This window comes from Nonomuraea sp. NPDC003727 (assembly GCF_053586935.1).
Genome location: NZ_JBSFNE010000001.1, coordinates 174,102 through 188,708, shown reverse-complemented (window position 1 = coordinate 188,708; position 14,607 = coordinate 174,102). Strand labels below are relative to the sequence as shown.

10 protein-coding genes are annotated in these 14,607 nt (G+C 72.4%); 5 read left to right on the top strand and 5 right to left on the bottom strand.

The window, feature by feature from the left end:
• Positions 1–158: 158 nt before the first annotated feature.
• On the top strand, positions 159–917 hold the full coding sequence (locus ACWDLG_RS00990; RefSeq protein WP_449914561.1) for an alpha/beta hydrolase: 759 nt from the start codon (positions 159–161) through the stop codon (positions 915–917).
• A 7-nt stretch (positions 918–924) separates the two neighbouring features.
• On the opposite strand, the gene ACWDLG_RS00985 is transcribed toward ACWDLG_RS00990, so the two are convergent.
• Both ACWDLG_RS00985 and ACWDLG_RS00980 read right to left on the bottom strand, forming a co-directional pair.
• Positions 925–3,660: a LuxR C-terminal-related transcriptional regulator gene (locus ACWDLG_RS00985; RefSeq protein ID WP_449916158.1), complete on the bottom strand. Its 2,736-nt coding sequence runs from the start codon at positions 3,658–3,660 to the stop codon at positions 925–927.
• A gap of 36 nt (positions 3,661–3,696) precedes the next feature.
• Positions 3,697–3,873 (bottom strand): hypothetical protein, encoded by a 177-nt coding sequence (locus ACWDLG_RS00980; RefSeq protein ID WP_449914559.1) that lies wholly within the window; start codon positions 3,871–3,873, stop codon positions 3,697–3,699.
• A 241-nt stretch (positions 3,874–4,114) separates the two neighbouring features.
• On the opposite strand from ACWDLG_RS00980, the gene ACWDLG_RS00975 reads away from it, so the two are divergent.
• Positions 4,115–5,026 (top strand): hypothetical protein, encoded by a 912-nt coding sequence (locus tag ACWDLG_RS00975; protein WP_449914557.1) that lies wholly within the window; start codon positions 4,115–4,117, stop codon positions 5,024–5,026.
• Positions 5,027–5,153: 127 nt separating this feature from the next.
• Here the strand turns inward: ACWDLG_RS00975 and ACWDLG_RS00970 are convergent, their stop codons facing one another.
• Both ACWDLG_RS00970 and ACWDLG_RS00965 read right to left on the bottom strand, forming a co-directional pair.
• Positions 5,154–6,257, bottom strand: coding sequence for an aldo/keto reductase (locus ACWDLG_RS00970; protein ID WP_449914554.1), 1,104 nt, complete (start codon positions 6,255–6,257; stop codon positions 5,154–5,156).
• A gap of 394 nt (positions 6,258–6,651) precedes the next feature.
• On the bottom strand, positions 6,652–7,257 hold the full coding sequence (locus tag ACWDLG_RS00965) for a TetR/AcrR family transcriptional regulator (protein WP_449914552.1): 606 nt from the start codon (positions 7,255–7,257) through the stop codon (positions 6,652–6,654).
• Positions 7,258–7,436: 179 nt separating this feature from the next.
• Here ACWDLG_RS00965 and ACWDLG_RS00960 point away from each other — a divergent pair, with 179 nt between their 5' ends.
• Positions 7,437–10,190, top strand: coding sequence for an ATP-binding protein (locus ACWDLG_RS00960; protein ID WP_449914549.1), 2,754 nt, complete (start codon positions 7,437–7,439; stop codon positions 10,188–10,190).
• A 120-nt stretch (positions 10,191–10,310) separates the two neighbouring features.
• Here ACWDLG_RS00960 and ACWDLG_RS00955 read toward each other — a convergent pair whose 3' ends face one another.
• Positions 10,311–11,078: an AfsR/SARP family transcriptional regulator gene (locus ACWDLG_RS00955; RefSeq protein WP_449914546.1), complete on the bottom strand. Its 768-nt coding sequence runs from the start codon at positions 11,076–11,078 to the stop codon at positions 10,311–10,313.
• Between the two features lie 304 nt (positions 11,079–11,382).
• Here ACWDLG_RS00955 and ACWDLG_RS00950 point away from each other — a divergent pair, with 304 nt between their 5' ends.
• Together ACWDLG_RS00950 and ACWDLG_RS00945 are read left to right on the top strand one after the other, a co-directional pair.
• Positions 11,383–13,911: a BTAD domain-containing putative transcriptional regulator gene (locus ACWDLG_RS00950; RefSeq protein WP_449914544.1), complete on the top strand. Its 2,529-nt coding sequence runs from the start codon at positions 11,383–11,385 to the stop codon at positions 13,909–13,911.
• An 86-nt stretch (positions 13,912–13,997) separates the two neighbouring features.
• On the top strand, positions 13,998–14,555 hold the full coding sequence (locus tag ACWDLG_RS00945) for a CGNR zinc finger domain-containing protein (RefSeq protein WP_449914542.1): 558 nt from the start codon (positions 13,998–14,000) through the stop codon (positions 14,553–14,555).
• Positions 14,556–14,607 lie beyond the last annotated feature (52 nt).

Genomic DNA, 14,607 nt, shown 5'->3' with positions numbered 1-14,607 from the left:
ACGCGCGCCTGGAGCGCGCTGTCCCGGCAGACCGCGCCGGACCAGCCACGCAAGGCGGACCGGAACTTTGAGTCATTCGACTGTTCCCGCCCAGGCGCATCTGGACGATCCTGAACCTCGGCCCGTACGACCTGGTTCTGAGCCTTCCCGGAGGATCCGTGAACCCCACTCCCGTCGTCTTCATCCATGGCGCGTGGCTCCACGCGTCGTCGTGGGAGTCATGGAACGAGCGCTTCTCCAGCTTCGGTTTCGCCGTCTGCGCGCCGGGCTGGCCAGGAGAGCCCGCCACGGTGGGCGAGGCCCGCCGGCATCCCGAGACGCTCCACGAGCTGGGGCTCGACGCGCTCACGGATCACTACGCGCGCATCGTCCGTTCCTTCGACACGCCGCCCGTGATCGTCGGCCACTCGGTGGGCGGGCTCATCGCGCAGCACCTCCTCGGCACGAACGCGGGCCGTGCCGCGGTCGCCATCGCTCCCGCCCCGGTCGGCCACGCGACCTCCCTGGAGTTCGGGGAGCCGTGGCCGGTGTCGATGGACGCCGGGAGGTTCCGGCGGCTGTTCGCCAACGCGGTCACCGAGCAGGAGTCGGCCGAGCTGTTCGAGCGCCACGTCGTTCCCGGGTCGCGCCGGCTGCTGGCCGAGCTGGGACACGGCGGCGCCGTACGGCACCCCCGGGCGGTCGTGGACCACGGCAACACCGGCCGCGGCCCGCTGCTGCTGATCTCGGGGCAGGAGGACCGGCTGGTGCCCGACCACGTCACCCGGGCCGTGTACAAGTCGTACGGCGACTCCACGGCCGTCAGCAGCCTCAAGCAGTTCCCGGACCGGGCCCATTCGCTGGTCGTCGACAGCGGCTGGCGGGCGATCGCCGACTACGTGCTGGTCTGGCTCGCCGAGCTGGGGGTGCGCGGGTGAGGAGAGGTCACGCGTCGCCGGCCTTGCCCAGAGCGTCGCGCAGCGCGGCCCGCGAGGTGATGCCCAGTTTCGGGAAGACGCGGTAGAGATGGGAGCTGACGGTGCGCGGGGACAGGTGCATACGTTCGCCGATCTCCTTGTTCGTCAGCCCGCTCGCGGCCAGCTCGGCGATGCGGCGTTCCTGCCAGGTCAGCGCGGTCAGGGACGACATCGAGGCCCGGGCGGGTGCCCCCGAGGCGCGCAGCTCGGCCTGGGCGCGTTCGGCCCAGCCGGTGGCGCCGAGCCGTTCGAAGGACTCGGCGGCGCGGACCAGGACGGGCCGTGCGGTCTTGGGCCCCTGGGTGTGCCTGAGCCGGAGGCCGTGGGCCAGGCGGATGCGCGCCAGCTCGAACGGGAAACCGGCCGCGGCCGGGTGGGCTTCGGCCCGCGCGTACATGTCCTCGGCCTCCTTCTCGTCGGCGGCCGTCATCGCCAGGGCGCCGTACGTGATGAGGGCCAGCCGGGGGGAGACGCCGGGCAGGCCGGCGTCGGAGGCGGCCTGGGCGTGCCGGCGGGCCTGCTCCAGCCGGCCCGTGTGCACGGCGGCCTCGACCAGGTCGAGCAGCGTGCGTGAGGCCTGATGGGCGCAGTGCTCGAACGATCCCGGCGGCGTGATGCCGATGGCGTACAGGTAGGCGGCTTCGTAGTCGCCCTCGCTCAGGGACGCCGCCGTGCCGATGGCGTCGGCGATCTGGGTCAGGAATCCCACGCCGCGCGGGCGGGCCCAGGCGTCCAGGACGGCCTGCAGCTCCCTGGCCCGTTCGACCTGGCCGCGCATGGCTGCCAGGAGCCCCAGGTAGGCGCGGGTGTGGTGGGCGAACAGCGCGTATCCGTGGGACGTGGTCAGCTCCAGCGCGCGTTGTCCCGTCCGTTCGGCGTCGTCCCACTCGCCGGCGGCCACCTGGTCGAGCATGATCAGGTGCAGCATGGTCATGCCGCTGGCCACGGCGCCGGTTCGCGCCTCACGGTCGGCGGCGCGCTGCAGGTAGGGGCGGTACCGGCGCAGCGTGTCGACGTGGTAGGCGGCGACGGCCAGGCGCGAGACGTCCCACGGTTCCAGCTCCGGGAGGCGGGCGAACGCGCGCTCGACGCGCTCGTGCACGCCCGCGCCGTGCCGGACGACGTCGCTCCACGCGTCGCGGTAGATCGCCGAGCGGGTGTCGACCCGCTCCCCCAGGGAGTCCATGAGCTGCCCGGTGCGGTCCCACAGCGCGGCGTCGCCGGCGTACTGGCTGATGGCCAGCAGCACGTTCACCAGCCGGGTGAGCACGTCGGCGGGCTCGTGCGCGCCGTCTTCCCGCAGACGCTCGATCGCCGCCGCGACCTGGCGATGCGCGGAGCGTACGTCGCCGTCTTCGTACAGGGCCACGTAGGCCGAGGTGACGACCGTGGCGGGGGACTCGCGCGCGCCCGGCGGCAGGTCCGCGCGGACGAGTTTCTGCGCCTGGTCCAGGAGCGCGGCGTGTCCGGCGATGAAGGCGGCGTCGCCGAGCCGCCTGGAGCGGTCGGCGGGGCTCTCGCTCAGCTCCGCCGCGCGGGTCAGCCAGGCCACGGCTGCTACCGCGCCGCCGCGCCGGGTCGCCGAGTCGGCCGCGGCCTCCAACGCGGCTGCCACCTCCTCGTCGGGATCCACGATCGAGGCCGCCAGGTGGCGGGCGCGCCGCTCGACGTCGTCGCGGTGCACCCGCGCGAGCTCGGCGTGTGCCGCGCGGCGCTGGTTGGGTGTCGCCAGCTGAACGACGGTGGTGCGGATCAGCGGGTGCCGGAAGACGAGGTCGCCGGTGGCGGGGTCGGTGTCCAGGAGGCCGGCCGCGACCGCTTCGTCGGCCTCGCGCATGCGGTAGCGGGCGCCGGGGGCGTGGCTGCCGGCCGGTCCCGCCCCGACGCCGTCGAGGGCGCCGCGCAGCAGTTCCTCGCGTACGGCACCGGCCAGGCGTTCGATACGGATGCCGTAGACGTGCTGCAGACGGCGCGACAGCGGGACGTTGCCGAATCCGAGGAGTTCCTCGGCCGTGCGGCCGGTGTGGGAGCCGCTCAGGTAGGCGGGCAGTTCCAGCAGCGCCAGAGGGTTGCCCCTGGCGTGCTCCAGGACGATGCGCCGCGTCCGCGAGTCGAGCTGCGGGTGGCGCATGTCCAGCAGGTGCCCGGCCGCCTCCTCCGACAGGGCCGCCACCGGGAGCTCGGGAAGCGCGGCCGTGTCGAACCGCGAGCCGACGTCGGACCGTACGGCGATGAGCATCTTCACGGAGCTGCCGCTGAGCCGGCGGCCCACGAACCCGCACACCTCGGCGCTGGAGGCGTCCATCCACTGACCGTCGTCGAGCAACAGCAGCAGCGGCTTCTCCGACGCCGCCAAGGACAGCAGGTCGAGGACGGCGATGCCGAGGGACATGACCGACGGCGCCTTGCCCTCGCGCAGCCCGAAGACGACGTCGAAGACGGCACGGTGGCCTTCGTCGAGCCCGGCCGCGTGGGGCAGCAGCGAGTACAGCAGCTGGTGCAGGCCGGCGAAGGGCAGCTCCACCTCCGCCTCGACCCCGGCGGCGCGAATCACCCGGTGGCTGTCCGGGGCCGCGAGGCCGGCCACGTGGTCGAGCAGGGCGCTCTTGCCGACCCCGGTCTCGCCTCTGAGGATGAGGGCCTGCCCCCCGGTGGCCGTCATGAACGCCGACAGTTCTCCTTGGACGTCATCCCGGCCCACCATTGTCGAGACGAGCGACTCCACGCTTCCCTCACTTCTTCAGGTATGGCGATCAGGCCAGAGCCGTTGGCCGCCAAGCTCACGCTGACAAAAATGGACTTTGGGCCCATAACGGTGACCGTCGCCGCAGCGGCAGGAGTGGCCCACCGCCGGGTCCACCGCCGGGTCCACCGCCGGGTCCACCGCCGCTTCGCCGTCCGCGAAGACCTCGGTCACGGGTCTCCTTTCCGTACGGCGCGGCCGGGCAAGCCCGCCCCCGGTGCGACCCTAGGCGCCGCCTGCACACGAACTGCCGACGACGCGTATACAGGCCATGGCAGGGCTGCTCAGGAGGGGGCCGCCGCCCGGCGAGGAGCCGTCCACCGGCGGCTGTACGGCCCGCGCCGGCGCGGGCCCGGCCTCGGCGCATACGCGTCGTCAACGGTTCGCATGCAGCCGGCACCTATGGTCGTGCGCCATGTCGAGTCACCCCATAACCCTCGAACCGCCGGAGACGCCGGCCCTTCCCGATGACCACACCCCCGTGGCGCGGGAGGACAGTGGCGGTGTCCTGGAACTGCTCGAACGCATCGGATCCGTCGTCGTGCCGGTCGCGGTGGCGCTCTACGCGGTCCTCTACATCGGCATCGAGCAGATGTACGCCGTCTTCGGCGTCAACCCGCAGCAGGTGGGCGTCGACCAGGCGGTGCTGCTCGGCCGTATGACGAGCACACTAGTTCTGCTCCTGCTGGCCGCCTTCCCGCTGCTCGGCGTGGTCGTCGGCGTGTGCTGGCTGATCGACAGGATGACCCGCGGTGCGGCGAGCAGGCTCGTACGGAGGATCCGGGAACGGCCGTGGATCGCCGCGGCGCTGGCCGCACTGTGGTGCGGGGCGACGTACTGGGGCATCTTTCGCCTTTTCGGGGAGCTGGATCTGTTCTTCATGGTGATCGTCGCCGTGGGGCTCGGCGTGCTGGCCTTCCTGGTTCCGTTCCGGCTGCTGCGCCGCAAACCGGTCGGGCGCGCCGGGGCGAAGGTGATCGTCGGTGGAATGACCGGGGTGGGCCTGGGCTTCCTGCTCATCCTGGGGCTGGTCGAGGGCGCGATCGAGGTCCAGAACAGCGGCCAGGCCAACGAACTGCTGAACGCCGTCGGCTTCCAGGACCAGTGGGCGGTGGTCAAGAGCGCCGAGGACGACAAGCCGCTCTACGACGGCCGCTGGATGATGCTGCTGGGCGAGAGCGACGGCACGTACCTCCTGTACGACTGCGACAAGCTGGAGACCCTCCGACGGCCGATGGAGACCACCAACCTCGGTCAGATCCAGCTCGATCCCGAACGTGAGGCGGGCTTCACCTGCGGTGGCCTGGCCCAGCAGAGCACCCCGTAACAGGCACTACGCCCTGACGCGCCCCGACCGGCTCGTCGGCGTCGTCCTGTACGACAGCGCCCCGGTGACGGGCCACGAGCACGTCGCCGAGGCGGCGCGCGCCATGGAGGCGTTCGTGCGAAGCCCGTCAACCACTGCTTTCGGACGCCCAGTTCCGTACGGCGGGAGCGTACCCGGCCGGCTTGTCCCCGACCTTGACGCCCGGACTGACCAGCCAGTTCTGATAGTCCGGCGTGAACATCCGGTAGACCGACGGGGGCGGCACGGAACTCGCCTCGTCCAACTCGGCGCGCAGCTCGGCCGGCAGCTCGAAGTCGAGGGCCGTCATGTTGGCGTCGAGCTGGTCCGCGCTGCTCGCCCCGACGATCGCCGAGGCGACCCCTGGCTGGGTGGCGACCCAGTTGAGCGCGACCTGGGCCATCGTCACGCCGAGCTTGCCGGCGACGCTCTCGACCGCCGCCAGCAGCCGCCAGTCCCGCTCTGTCCACGAGTGCCCGGAGGAGCCCGCGCCGCTGAGCCGGCCGTCCCCGGCCAAGCCCTGGTCGGCGCTCCGGTACTTGCCGGTGAGGAAGCCGCCGCCGAGCGGGCTCCATGCGGTGATGCCGAGTCCCAGGCTCTGCCCCATGGCGACGTGCTCGAGTTCGATCGCCCGGTCGACGAGGGAGTAGGGCAGTTGCAGGCTGACCACCGGTACGAGGGAGTGGGCCTCGGCGAGGGTCTGGGCCCGCGCCGCGTACCAGCCGGGCACGTCGGACAGGCCCGCGTAGCGGGTCTTCCCGGCCCTGGTGAGGTCGTCGAAGGTCCGCATGACCTCCTCGACGGGGGTGATCCGGTCCCAGGTGTGCAGCAGGAAGAGGTCGATGTAGTCGGTGCGCAGGCGGCGCAGTGACGCCTCGACCGCGCTGATCATGTGCTTGCGGCCGTTGCCGCCCGCGTTCGGATCCCCGGGGGCGACGCTGTTGGTGAACTTGGTGGTGAGCACCATCCTGTCGCGCACCTTGGCTTCCGCGATGAGGTTGCCGAGGATGGTCTCGCTCTCGCCGGCGGTGTAGAAATCCGCGGTGTCGATGAGGTTCCCGCCCGCTTCGAGATAGCGGCGGAAGATCGGGCGGGCCTCCTGCTCGGTCTTGCCGTACGCGGCGTGGAAACCGCCGGTGCCGAAATTCATCGTGCCCAGCGCCAGCCGGCTGACGCGCAGTCCGGAACGTCCGAGCAGGTAGTAGTGGTCCATGGACATGAGGGTGCCACTCCGTTCGCAAGCGGATTCGAGGGCGTCGGGTCGAACACGCGTCAGCTTGCGCATCGAAAAATGGACTGTCAAGTCCAAAAACCGCCTGTATTCGTCACTGTCTTGACAGGTGACGAAAGATGCTGCGAGCATCGTCACCAGTCAGACCGGTGACGAAAATGGGCGCGCCCGGTCGTCCCGCGTTCTGCTTGGCGGGCTTCACCACGGAAGGGAGCATCCAGGTGTCCAGGTCGAATCCCATGAGAGTGTTGTCGGTGGCCGTGCTCGTGATGGCGGTCGCCCTCGCCTGCTTCGCCCAGGTGTGGTGAGCGCGAACAGGCCGGACGGCGGGCGGGGCGACAGGTCGCGTCCGCCGCTCCCCGGGGCCGAGCCCCTGTCAGGGCGAGGCAGGCTTGCCGGCACGCAGGTGGGCGATGCCCATGTCCAGGGCGGCTTCCAGATGGTCGGTCTCGCCGGTGGACATCTGGATCAGCACGCCGCCCTGGATGCCGGCGAGCAGGGCGGCCGCCGCGCGGTCGGGGTCCAGGCCCGGGTCGATCTCGCCGGCGTCCTGCATGTGCCGTACGCCGGCGGCGATCTCGGCCTGCCAGCGGTGCATCAGCTCGGTGACCACGGCCTGTGCGCCGGGCGTGCGGCTGCCCAGCTGTGACGTGACGGAGTTGAGCGGGCACCGGCGGCCCTGCCGCCGGTAGCGGTCGACGACCTTGTCGCGCCACGACTGCCAGGCGGGCCAGGAGGTGAGGTCGCCGAGCTGGGGCCGCTGGTCCTCCAGCACCCGGTCGGCCTCGAGGCGGGCCACGGCCTGCAGCAGTTCCTCCCGGCCGCCAGGGAAGTAGTGGAAGAGCTGGCTCTTGCTCGTCGCCGTCCTGGCCAGCACGTCGTCGAGCGTCGTGGTGGCCACGCCGTGCTCGCGGATGTGCGCTGCCGCGCCCTCGAGAATGCGCTGCCGCGTCGCGGCTCCCTTGCGGGTCAGCGTGCGCATGACCGCCCTCCAGACTGGACTTGCCGGTCCATGCTAGCTGGGGTGCGCGTCAAGCCCGGCGCTCATCGCGGGCTCCCGATGGACGAACGCTGGTGAAACGTCGTATCCGGGCACTTTCGATAGGGTCGCGCACGGCTGGGAGGAGACAGCCGAGGACACCGAGGTAGGAGTGCCGCACCATGCCGCTTTTCGGACGGGAAGCCGAGCTGAAGGCCCTGGCCGAGCTCATCGACGACCCCGGAGGCGGCAGCGGCGTTCTCATCCGGGGGGAGGCCGGCATCGGGAAGTCCGCGCTCGTGGCGGCGGCCGTCTCCGCGGCGGCGACCGCGGGTCTGCGCGTGCTGACGACGACCGGTGTGGAGGCCGAGCAGCACCTCGCTTACGCCGGGTTGCACCAACTGCTGTACCCGGTCAGAGCGGGCGTGGGCGCGCTGCCGGTCACGCAGCGTGACGCCCTGCGCGGCGCGTTGGGCCTCGCCGAAGCGGCCGAACCCAGCGCCTACCTCGTCGGCCTGGCCACGCTGACCCTGCTCGCCGAGGCGGCCGCCGTCCGGCCGGTGCTGGTCGTGGCCGAGGACGTGCACTGGCTCGATCGCGCCAGCGCCGACGTCCTCGCCTTCGTGGCGCGCCGGATCGAGTCCGAGCCCGTCGTCATGGTCGCGACGCTCAGGGAAGGTGAAGGCGAGCGTGCGCACGTGCAGGACGCCGGGCTGTCCCCGATGCCCGTTGACAGGCTCTCCGACGAGGTCGCCACCGAGCTCCTGGACTCGATCGCCCCCGGCCTCACCCCAGCGGTCCGGGTGCGGCTGCTGGAGGAGGCCGCGGGAAACCCGCTGGCGCTGACCGAACTGCCGGCCGCCCTGGGACACCACGACGGCCTGGCGCCGTCGCCGGGCGGGCCGGGTCCGGTGCTGCCGCTGAGTGAGCGGCTCGAGCGGGCGTTCACCGCCCGGGTAGCCGCCCTGCCGGCTACGGCCCGCACCGCCCTGCTGGTCGCGGCGCTCAACCAGAGCGATTCGGTCGCCGAGACGCTCGCGGCCACGGGCCTGATCCTGGGGTCGACGGCCGAGCCGGAGATCCTCGCACCGGCCGCCGACGTCCGGTTGATCGAGCTCGCCATCGGCACGGTGACGTTCCGCCATCCCCTGATGCGGTCGGCCATCGCGGCGGCTGCGACGCTCGCCGAACGCCGGCAGGCCCATCTGGCTCTCGCCGGGACGCTGCACGAGCAGCCGGACCGCAGGGCCTGGCACCGGGCCGCCGCGACGGCCGGAGCCGACGAGGGCGTGGCGGCCGAGCTGGACCGCGCGGCCGACCGGGCCCGGCACCGGGGCGGGGTCGCCGCCGCGATCGCGGCGCTGGAGCAGGCGGCCCGGCTGAGCGAGGGGCAGGACCGGAAGGCGCACAGGCTGCTGAGCGCGGCCGAGCTCGCGGTCGAATCCGGCAGCCGCGCCACGGCCGAGCGTCTGGTGCGCGACGCACAGGCCCTCGAGCTGTCGCCGCGCCGGCGGGCCACCGCCGCCTGGTTGCTCAGCGGCTTCGAGGACGGGGTGCGCGAGGACGTCTCCCGCGTGTCAGAGCTGGCCGAGCTGGTCGCGTCGGTGGCAGCCGACGGGGAGGTGGAGCCGGCCGTCCGGATCCTGTGGGGCGCCGCCATGCGCTGCTTCTGGTCCGAACCAGGTCCGGCCGCGCGCCGCTCGCTGCTGGGCGTGGCCGACCGGCTGCCCGTTCCTGCCGACGACCCGCGCATGGTCGCGGTCGCCGCGTACGTCGCGCCGTTCGAGCGGGGCGGCATCGCGCTCGACCTGCTGCGCGAACTGGCCGGCGGGGCCGGTGCCGCCCCTGAGACCGACCGCTACCTGGGCAGCGCGGCCCTGCAGGTCGGGGCGTTCGACCTGGCTGCCCGCTTCTCCGCGGCGGCCGCGCCCGGCCTGCGTGCTCAGGGCCGGCTCGGGCTGCTTCCCCGGGCGCTGGCCGTGCAGGCGTGGAGCCGGGCCCGGCTCGGTGACCTGACCACGGCCGTCCCGGTCGCGGCGGAGGCCGCCAAGCTCGCCCAGGAGACCGGGCAGCCGTTCATGTACGGGCTGGCCACGGCCGTCCAGGCCGAGATCGCCGCGTTGAGGGGCGACCACGGGCAGGCCGGAACACTCGCCGACGAGGCCGAACGGGTCGCGCTTCCCGCCGGCGCCCGGCCCGTCCTGGCCACCGTCCAGCTCGCGCGCGGGCTCGCGGCCATGAGCGAGGAACGCTTCGACGACGCGTTCGCCGCCCTGAGCAGGATTCTCGATCCCGCCGACCCCGCCTACCAGCTGGCCCTGCGCGCGTACTGCCTCGCGGAGCTCACCGAGGCCGCCGTGCGAGCCGGGCGGACCGCCACCATGCGGGACATCCTGCACGGCCTGGAACCGCTGGCCGCGTCGACGCCGTCACCGGCGCTGCACATCGGGCTGCGCTACGCGCGCGCCGTACTCGCCCCGAACGAGGAGGCGGAAAAGCTGTTCACGGCCGCGCTGCGGGCGGACCTGACCGGGTGGCCCGCCGAACGCGGACGCCTCCATCTGGCGTTCGGCGAATGGTTGCGGCGGCAGCGCCGGGCCGCGGAATCCCGGACGCACCTGCGCACCGCCAGGCAGACCTTCGACGCGCTCGGTATGGCCGCATGGGGCGAGCGCGCACGACGGGAGCTGCGCAGCGCGGGGGAGTCGAGCCCGAACCGGGACCCGGACGCGCGGGAGAAGCTCACGCCGCACGAGCTGAACATCGCGCAGCTGGCCGCAGAGGGGCTGACGAACCGGGAGATCGGGCACCGGCTGTACCTTTCTCACCGCACTGTCGGCACCCACCTGCACCGGATCTTCCCCAAGCTGGGGGTGAGCTCCCGGGCCGATCTCGCGTGGATGCTGAAGACTCTCGAGGAAAGGTCTTCCCGATGAGGGCGCCCTGCCGGTGACCCCACCGGCATCCGGCGCCCGGGCCGTGGTCACCGAGCTGACGCGGCGCTGACAGGCCGGGAACGCCGCCGGCGTGCGGCACGTGCCGGCCGGTGCAGCGGCTCAGACGAGTGAGGTGTCAGCCGCCGTCCTGATCCGGGCGTACATCCTGCGCAGGCCGGGACCGGGTTCCAGGCCCAGATCGTCGTCCAGCAGCCGGGCGATCAGACGGTAGGCCGACAGCGCCTCCTCGCGGCGGCCGTCGCGGTCGAGGGCCCACATCAGCAACTCCCACAACCGCTCGCGATAAGGCTCCGCCGCCGTCGCGAGCCTCAGTTCGGCGATCGCCTCGCCACAGTCGCCCCGCTCGATGTCGATCGCCCAGCGCTCCTCGACGGCTGACGCGCGCAGCTGTTCGAGCCAGGCGCGGCGGCCCTCGAAGAAGGCTCCGCTCAGCCCGTCCAGCGCCGGTCCGCGCCACAGCGCCAGCGCGCCGCGCAGCAGCCGGGAGGCCTCCGCGATCTTCCCTTGCTCGCGGGCCTCCCTGGCGGCGGCGGTGGTCTGCCTGAACACCGTCACGTCCACCGCGCCGGGGTCCACGACCAGCTGGTAGCCCCGGCTCGCCGACCTGATCCCCGCCTCGGTGCCCAGCCCGGCCGAACCGCCGTCAGCCAGCACCCGGCGCAGGCGGGAGACGTAGATACGCGTGCTCACGACGGCGCTGCGCGGCGCCTCGCGGCCCCACAACGCGCTCACGATCTCGTCGAGCGAAACCTGACGCCCCTCGCTCAGCAGCAGCAGGGCGAGCACCCCCCGCTGTTGCGGAGACCCGACCTCCAGATCTTCCCCGCCGCTCCAGACCCTGATCGGACCCAGTAGCCCAAAGCTCACCCCGGCCATCGAGGTTCCCCCAACCCTCTCGCGCACCGCGACCGTCTGCCGCCCTGGAACCGTGCCAGGGCGTCTCTGACCGACCCTACTGACGCTCAGTCGGGCCTATCGCCGCATCGCCGAGCTTGTCAGCGGTCCGTAAGTTTTCCGTCCCCGGGACACCGGCCGGGCATGACGTACACGTACGGCGTCACGTGACGGTCGCGAAGGCGATCCGGCGGAACCTACCTTCTGCGACGTACTACCGCGGATCCGTGCGACAGGCCGGCCGCCTTGCAGTCTCGCGAAGGAAAGCGTCCCGATCGTGCTTGGAGAGCCGAATGCGTGCAGGTTCACCGTTCTCGGACCGCCCGGCCTCGACTGCGGCAGCACGCGGCTGAGCCTCGGCGCGCCGCAGCAACAGGCCGTCCTGATGGTGTTGCTGGCCAACAGCGGCAGCTTCGTGCGGATGGGTGAGCTGGTCGACGGCCTCTGGGGCGAGCAGGCGCCGGCCACCGGCGAAGCCGTCGTCCGCACCTACATCTCCCGCATCCGGCGACTGCTGTCCGAGCACGGGCTGGGCTCGGCGATCAGCTCCCAGTCCGGGAGTTACCTGCTGGACCCGTCGCTGTTCGCGTCGGACGCCACCGAGTTCGCCACCATGGTCGAAACCGCCAGGGAAGAGCGCGCGGGCGGGCATGTCGCCGCGGCCGCCAAGTGCCTGGAGCAGGCGCTCGACCTCTGGACGGGCACGGCGCTGGCCGGGGTCCCCGGCGAGGCCGCCGAACGTGAGCGGTTCCGGTTGGAACGGCAGAAACTGATCGCCACCCAGGAGCTGCTGCAGCTCCGCCTCGAACTGGGGGAGCATGCCGAGGTGGTGGCCGAGGTCCCGCTGCTCATCGAGCGGAACCGGCTCGAAGAGCCGTTGTACGAGATCTACCTGCTCGGCCTGTACCGCAGCGGCAGGCGGGCAGAGGCGCTCGAGGTCTACAGGATGCTCTATGACCTGCTGGGCAAGGAACTGGGCGTAAGCCCGGGACCGCGGCTGCGGGAGATCCACGACAGGATCCTCCGGGCCGACGCGGACCACGACGACGAGCTCGCCCCCGCCCCGTGGGCCGAGCGGCCCGCCGTACACCACCCGGAGGAGCCGCCGGCCTCGCCTGAGCCGGCAGGCACGAAGCCGGAGTGGTCCGCCGATCGGCAGTTCGTCGGGAGGGGCGCGGAACGCGCCGCCTTCCAGGACCTGCTGAAGACGAGCCGTGGGGAACGTCCGGGTCTTCTCTTCGTCCGGGGACCCGCCGGCATCGGCAAGTCGACGCTGCTGCGCAAGCTCGCCGACGACGCCGCTGCCGCGGGCCGGCGGGTACGGCACCTGCACGGCTCGGCGACCGCGCAAGCGCGCGAACACCTCGAACGGTTCGCGGAGGAGCTCTCCGGCGTCTCCGGCGCGGTTCTCCTCATCGACTCCTTCGACGAGCTGGGAGACGTCGAACCGTGGCTGCGCGGCGAGTACCTCCGGCGGCTGCCCGGCGACACGATCATCGTGGTGGCGGGCCGGAGCGGGCCGAGCGCCGCCTGGCTCACCGATCCGGCCTGGGCAGGGACGATCGTGACCCGGCACCTCGCAGCCCTCACAGCCGAAGAGTCGGCCGCGCTGGTAGCGGCCCGCGGCGTCGACCCCGGCCTCCGGAGGTCCATCGTGGACTTCGCCGCCGGCAACCCGTTCGCCCTGTCGCTGGCTGCGGAGGTCGGCAGGAGCATGTCGGCCACGGGAACGCCGTCGCGCCGTGACGCCGTGCGGTACGTGGTCGACAACGTGCTCGCGCTGCTGGCCGGTGGCGTGCCGACGGACGCGCACCGGTCGGCGCTGTACGTGTGCGCGCACGCCCGCCACACCACCGAGGACCTCCTCAGGGCGGCGGTGCCGGGCGGCCGGGCAGCGGAGCTGTTCGACTGGCTGCGCGCGCGACCGTATGTCGAAACCGCCGCCCGCGGCCTGGAGATCAACGGTGTGCTGCGCGAAGCCCTCGACCACGACCTGTGGTGGCGGGACCCCGTCGGCTACGAGCGGATGCACCGGCGGATCCGCCATTACGTCATGGGCCGGCTCCTGCGCGACGCCCGGGACCCCCACGCGTGCGTGGCGGTCATGCGGACGATCGGCCATCTGCGCCGGCGCGGCGGGATCGTGCACCGGTACGTCTCGCGGGTGGGCGAGGAGGATCTGCGGTCGTCCCGGGCGACCCCCGCCGACCACGACGAACTCGTCACCATGGCGCGCGAGACCCATGGCGAGCTCACGGCCGCGTCCGTCCGGTTCTGGCTGGGCCGCGAGCCAGGGGCCTTCTCCCTGCTGCGGTGCCGCAGGAGCAAGCGGCTGCGTGCCTTCATGAGCTGGCTGACCCTGCGGACGCCGGAGCGGGAAGACCTGGAGGCCGACCCCGTCGTGGGGGAGATCTGGCACGACGTGAGCCGGCGGATGACGGTGCCCCCAGGCGCGCACATCGCGATCGCGCGGCATCTGGTCTGCCCTGCCCTCGAGGCCATGCCGTCTCCCGTCACGGACGTGTTCCAGGCGCGGATGATGCGCGGTTGGCTGCACGAACCGGGCTTGGCGGCCTCGTACCTGGTCGTCGCGAACGGCCGGTGGTGGCGGCCGTTGATGGAGTATCTGGGCCAGTACGAGGTGGAGCGCGGGCGCGCGGACCATCCGTACGCGATCTTCGGCCACGACTGGCTGGCCGAGCCGCCGGAGGAATGGCGAGACCACCACCTGGACGAGGAGCTGCCGTCGGAACGGCACCTGAACCTGTTCCTCCGCCAGGACGCATGCGGCGGCGACGACCGATGAAACCTCCTGTGCGGCGGTGCGCACGCCGGAACGCCGTCTTCCGTCGCCCGATTGCGCGGCTCGGAGTCACCTGTCAGGCTGGTGACGTGAAGCACGTCTTCCTGTGCGGCAACCCCGCGCTCGACCTCGCCTGCACGCTCCGCGCGCGCCGCACGGAGCGCGTCGAGACGCTCGACGTCCCCGGCCGGCTCGACGCCTGGTACCTGGAGTCCGGCATCGTCGACGCCGTGTCCCCCTCGCGGGAAGCGGATCTGGCCCAGGCGGTGGCCGTACGCGAGGCCATCTACGCGCTGGTCACCGCCCGGCTCGCCGGTGACGGATACGACGACAAGGCGCTCGCCCTGGTGAACGGGATCGCGCGCAAGCCGCCGGCGGCGCCCCAGCTCACGGCCAAGGGGCGGTGGGTCGAGGCGACCCCCGCGCAGGCGCTGTCCACCGTGGCCCGGCACGCCGTCGAGCTGCTCAGCGGGCCGGAGGTGCCGCTGATGAAGGAGTGCGCCAACCCCGAGTGCACCAAGATCTTCATCGATCGGTCGCGCGGCGGACGCAGGGAGTGGTGCGGCATGGAGTCGTGCGGCAACAAGATCAAGGCAGCTGCTTACCGGGCGCGCAAGAAGGACGCCCGGACGGCCGGCACGCGCTGATTCCGGCGGCTGCTATGGTGATAGACGCTTGAGATCAGAAGCTAGGAGACCA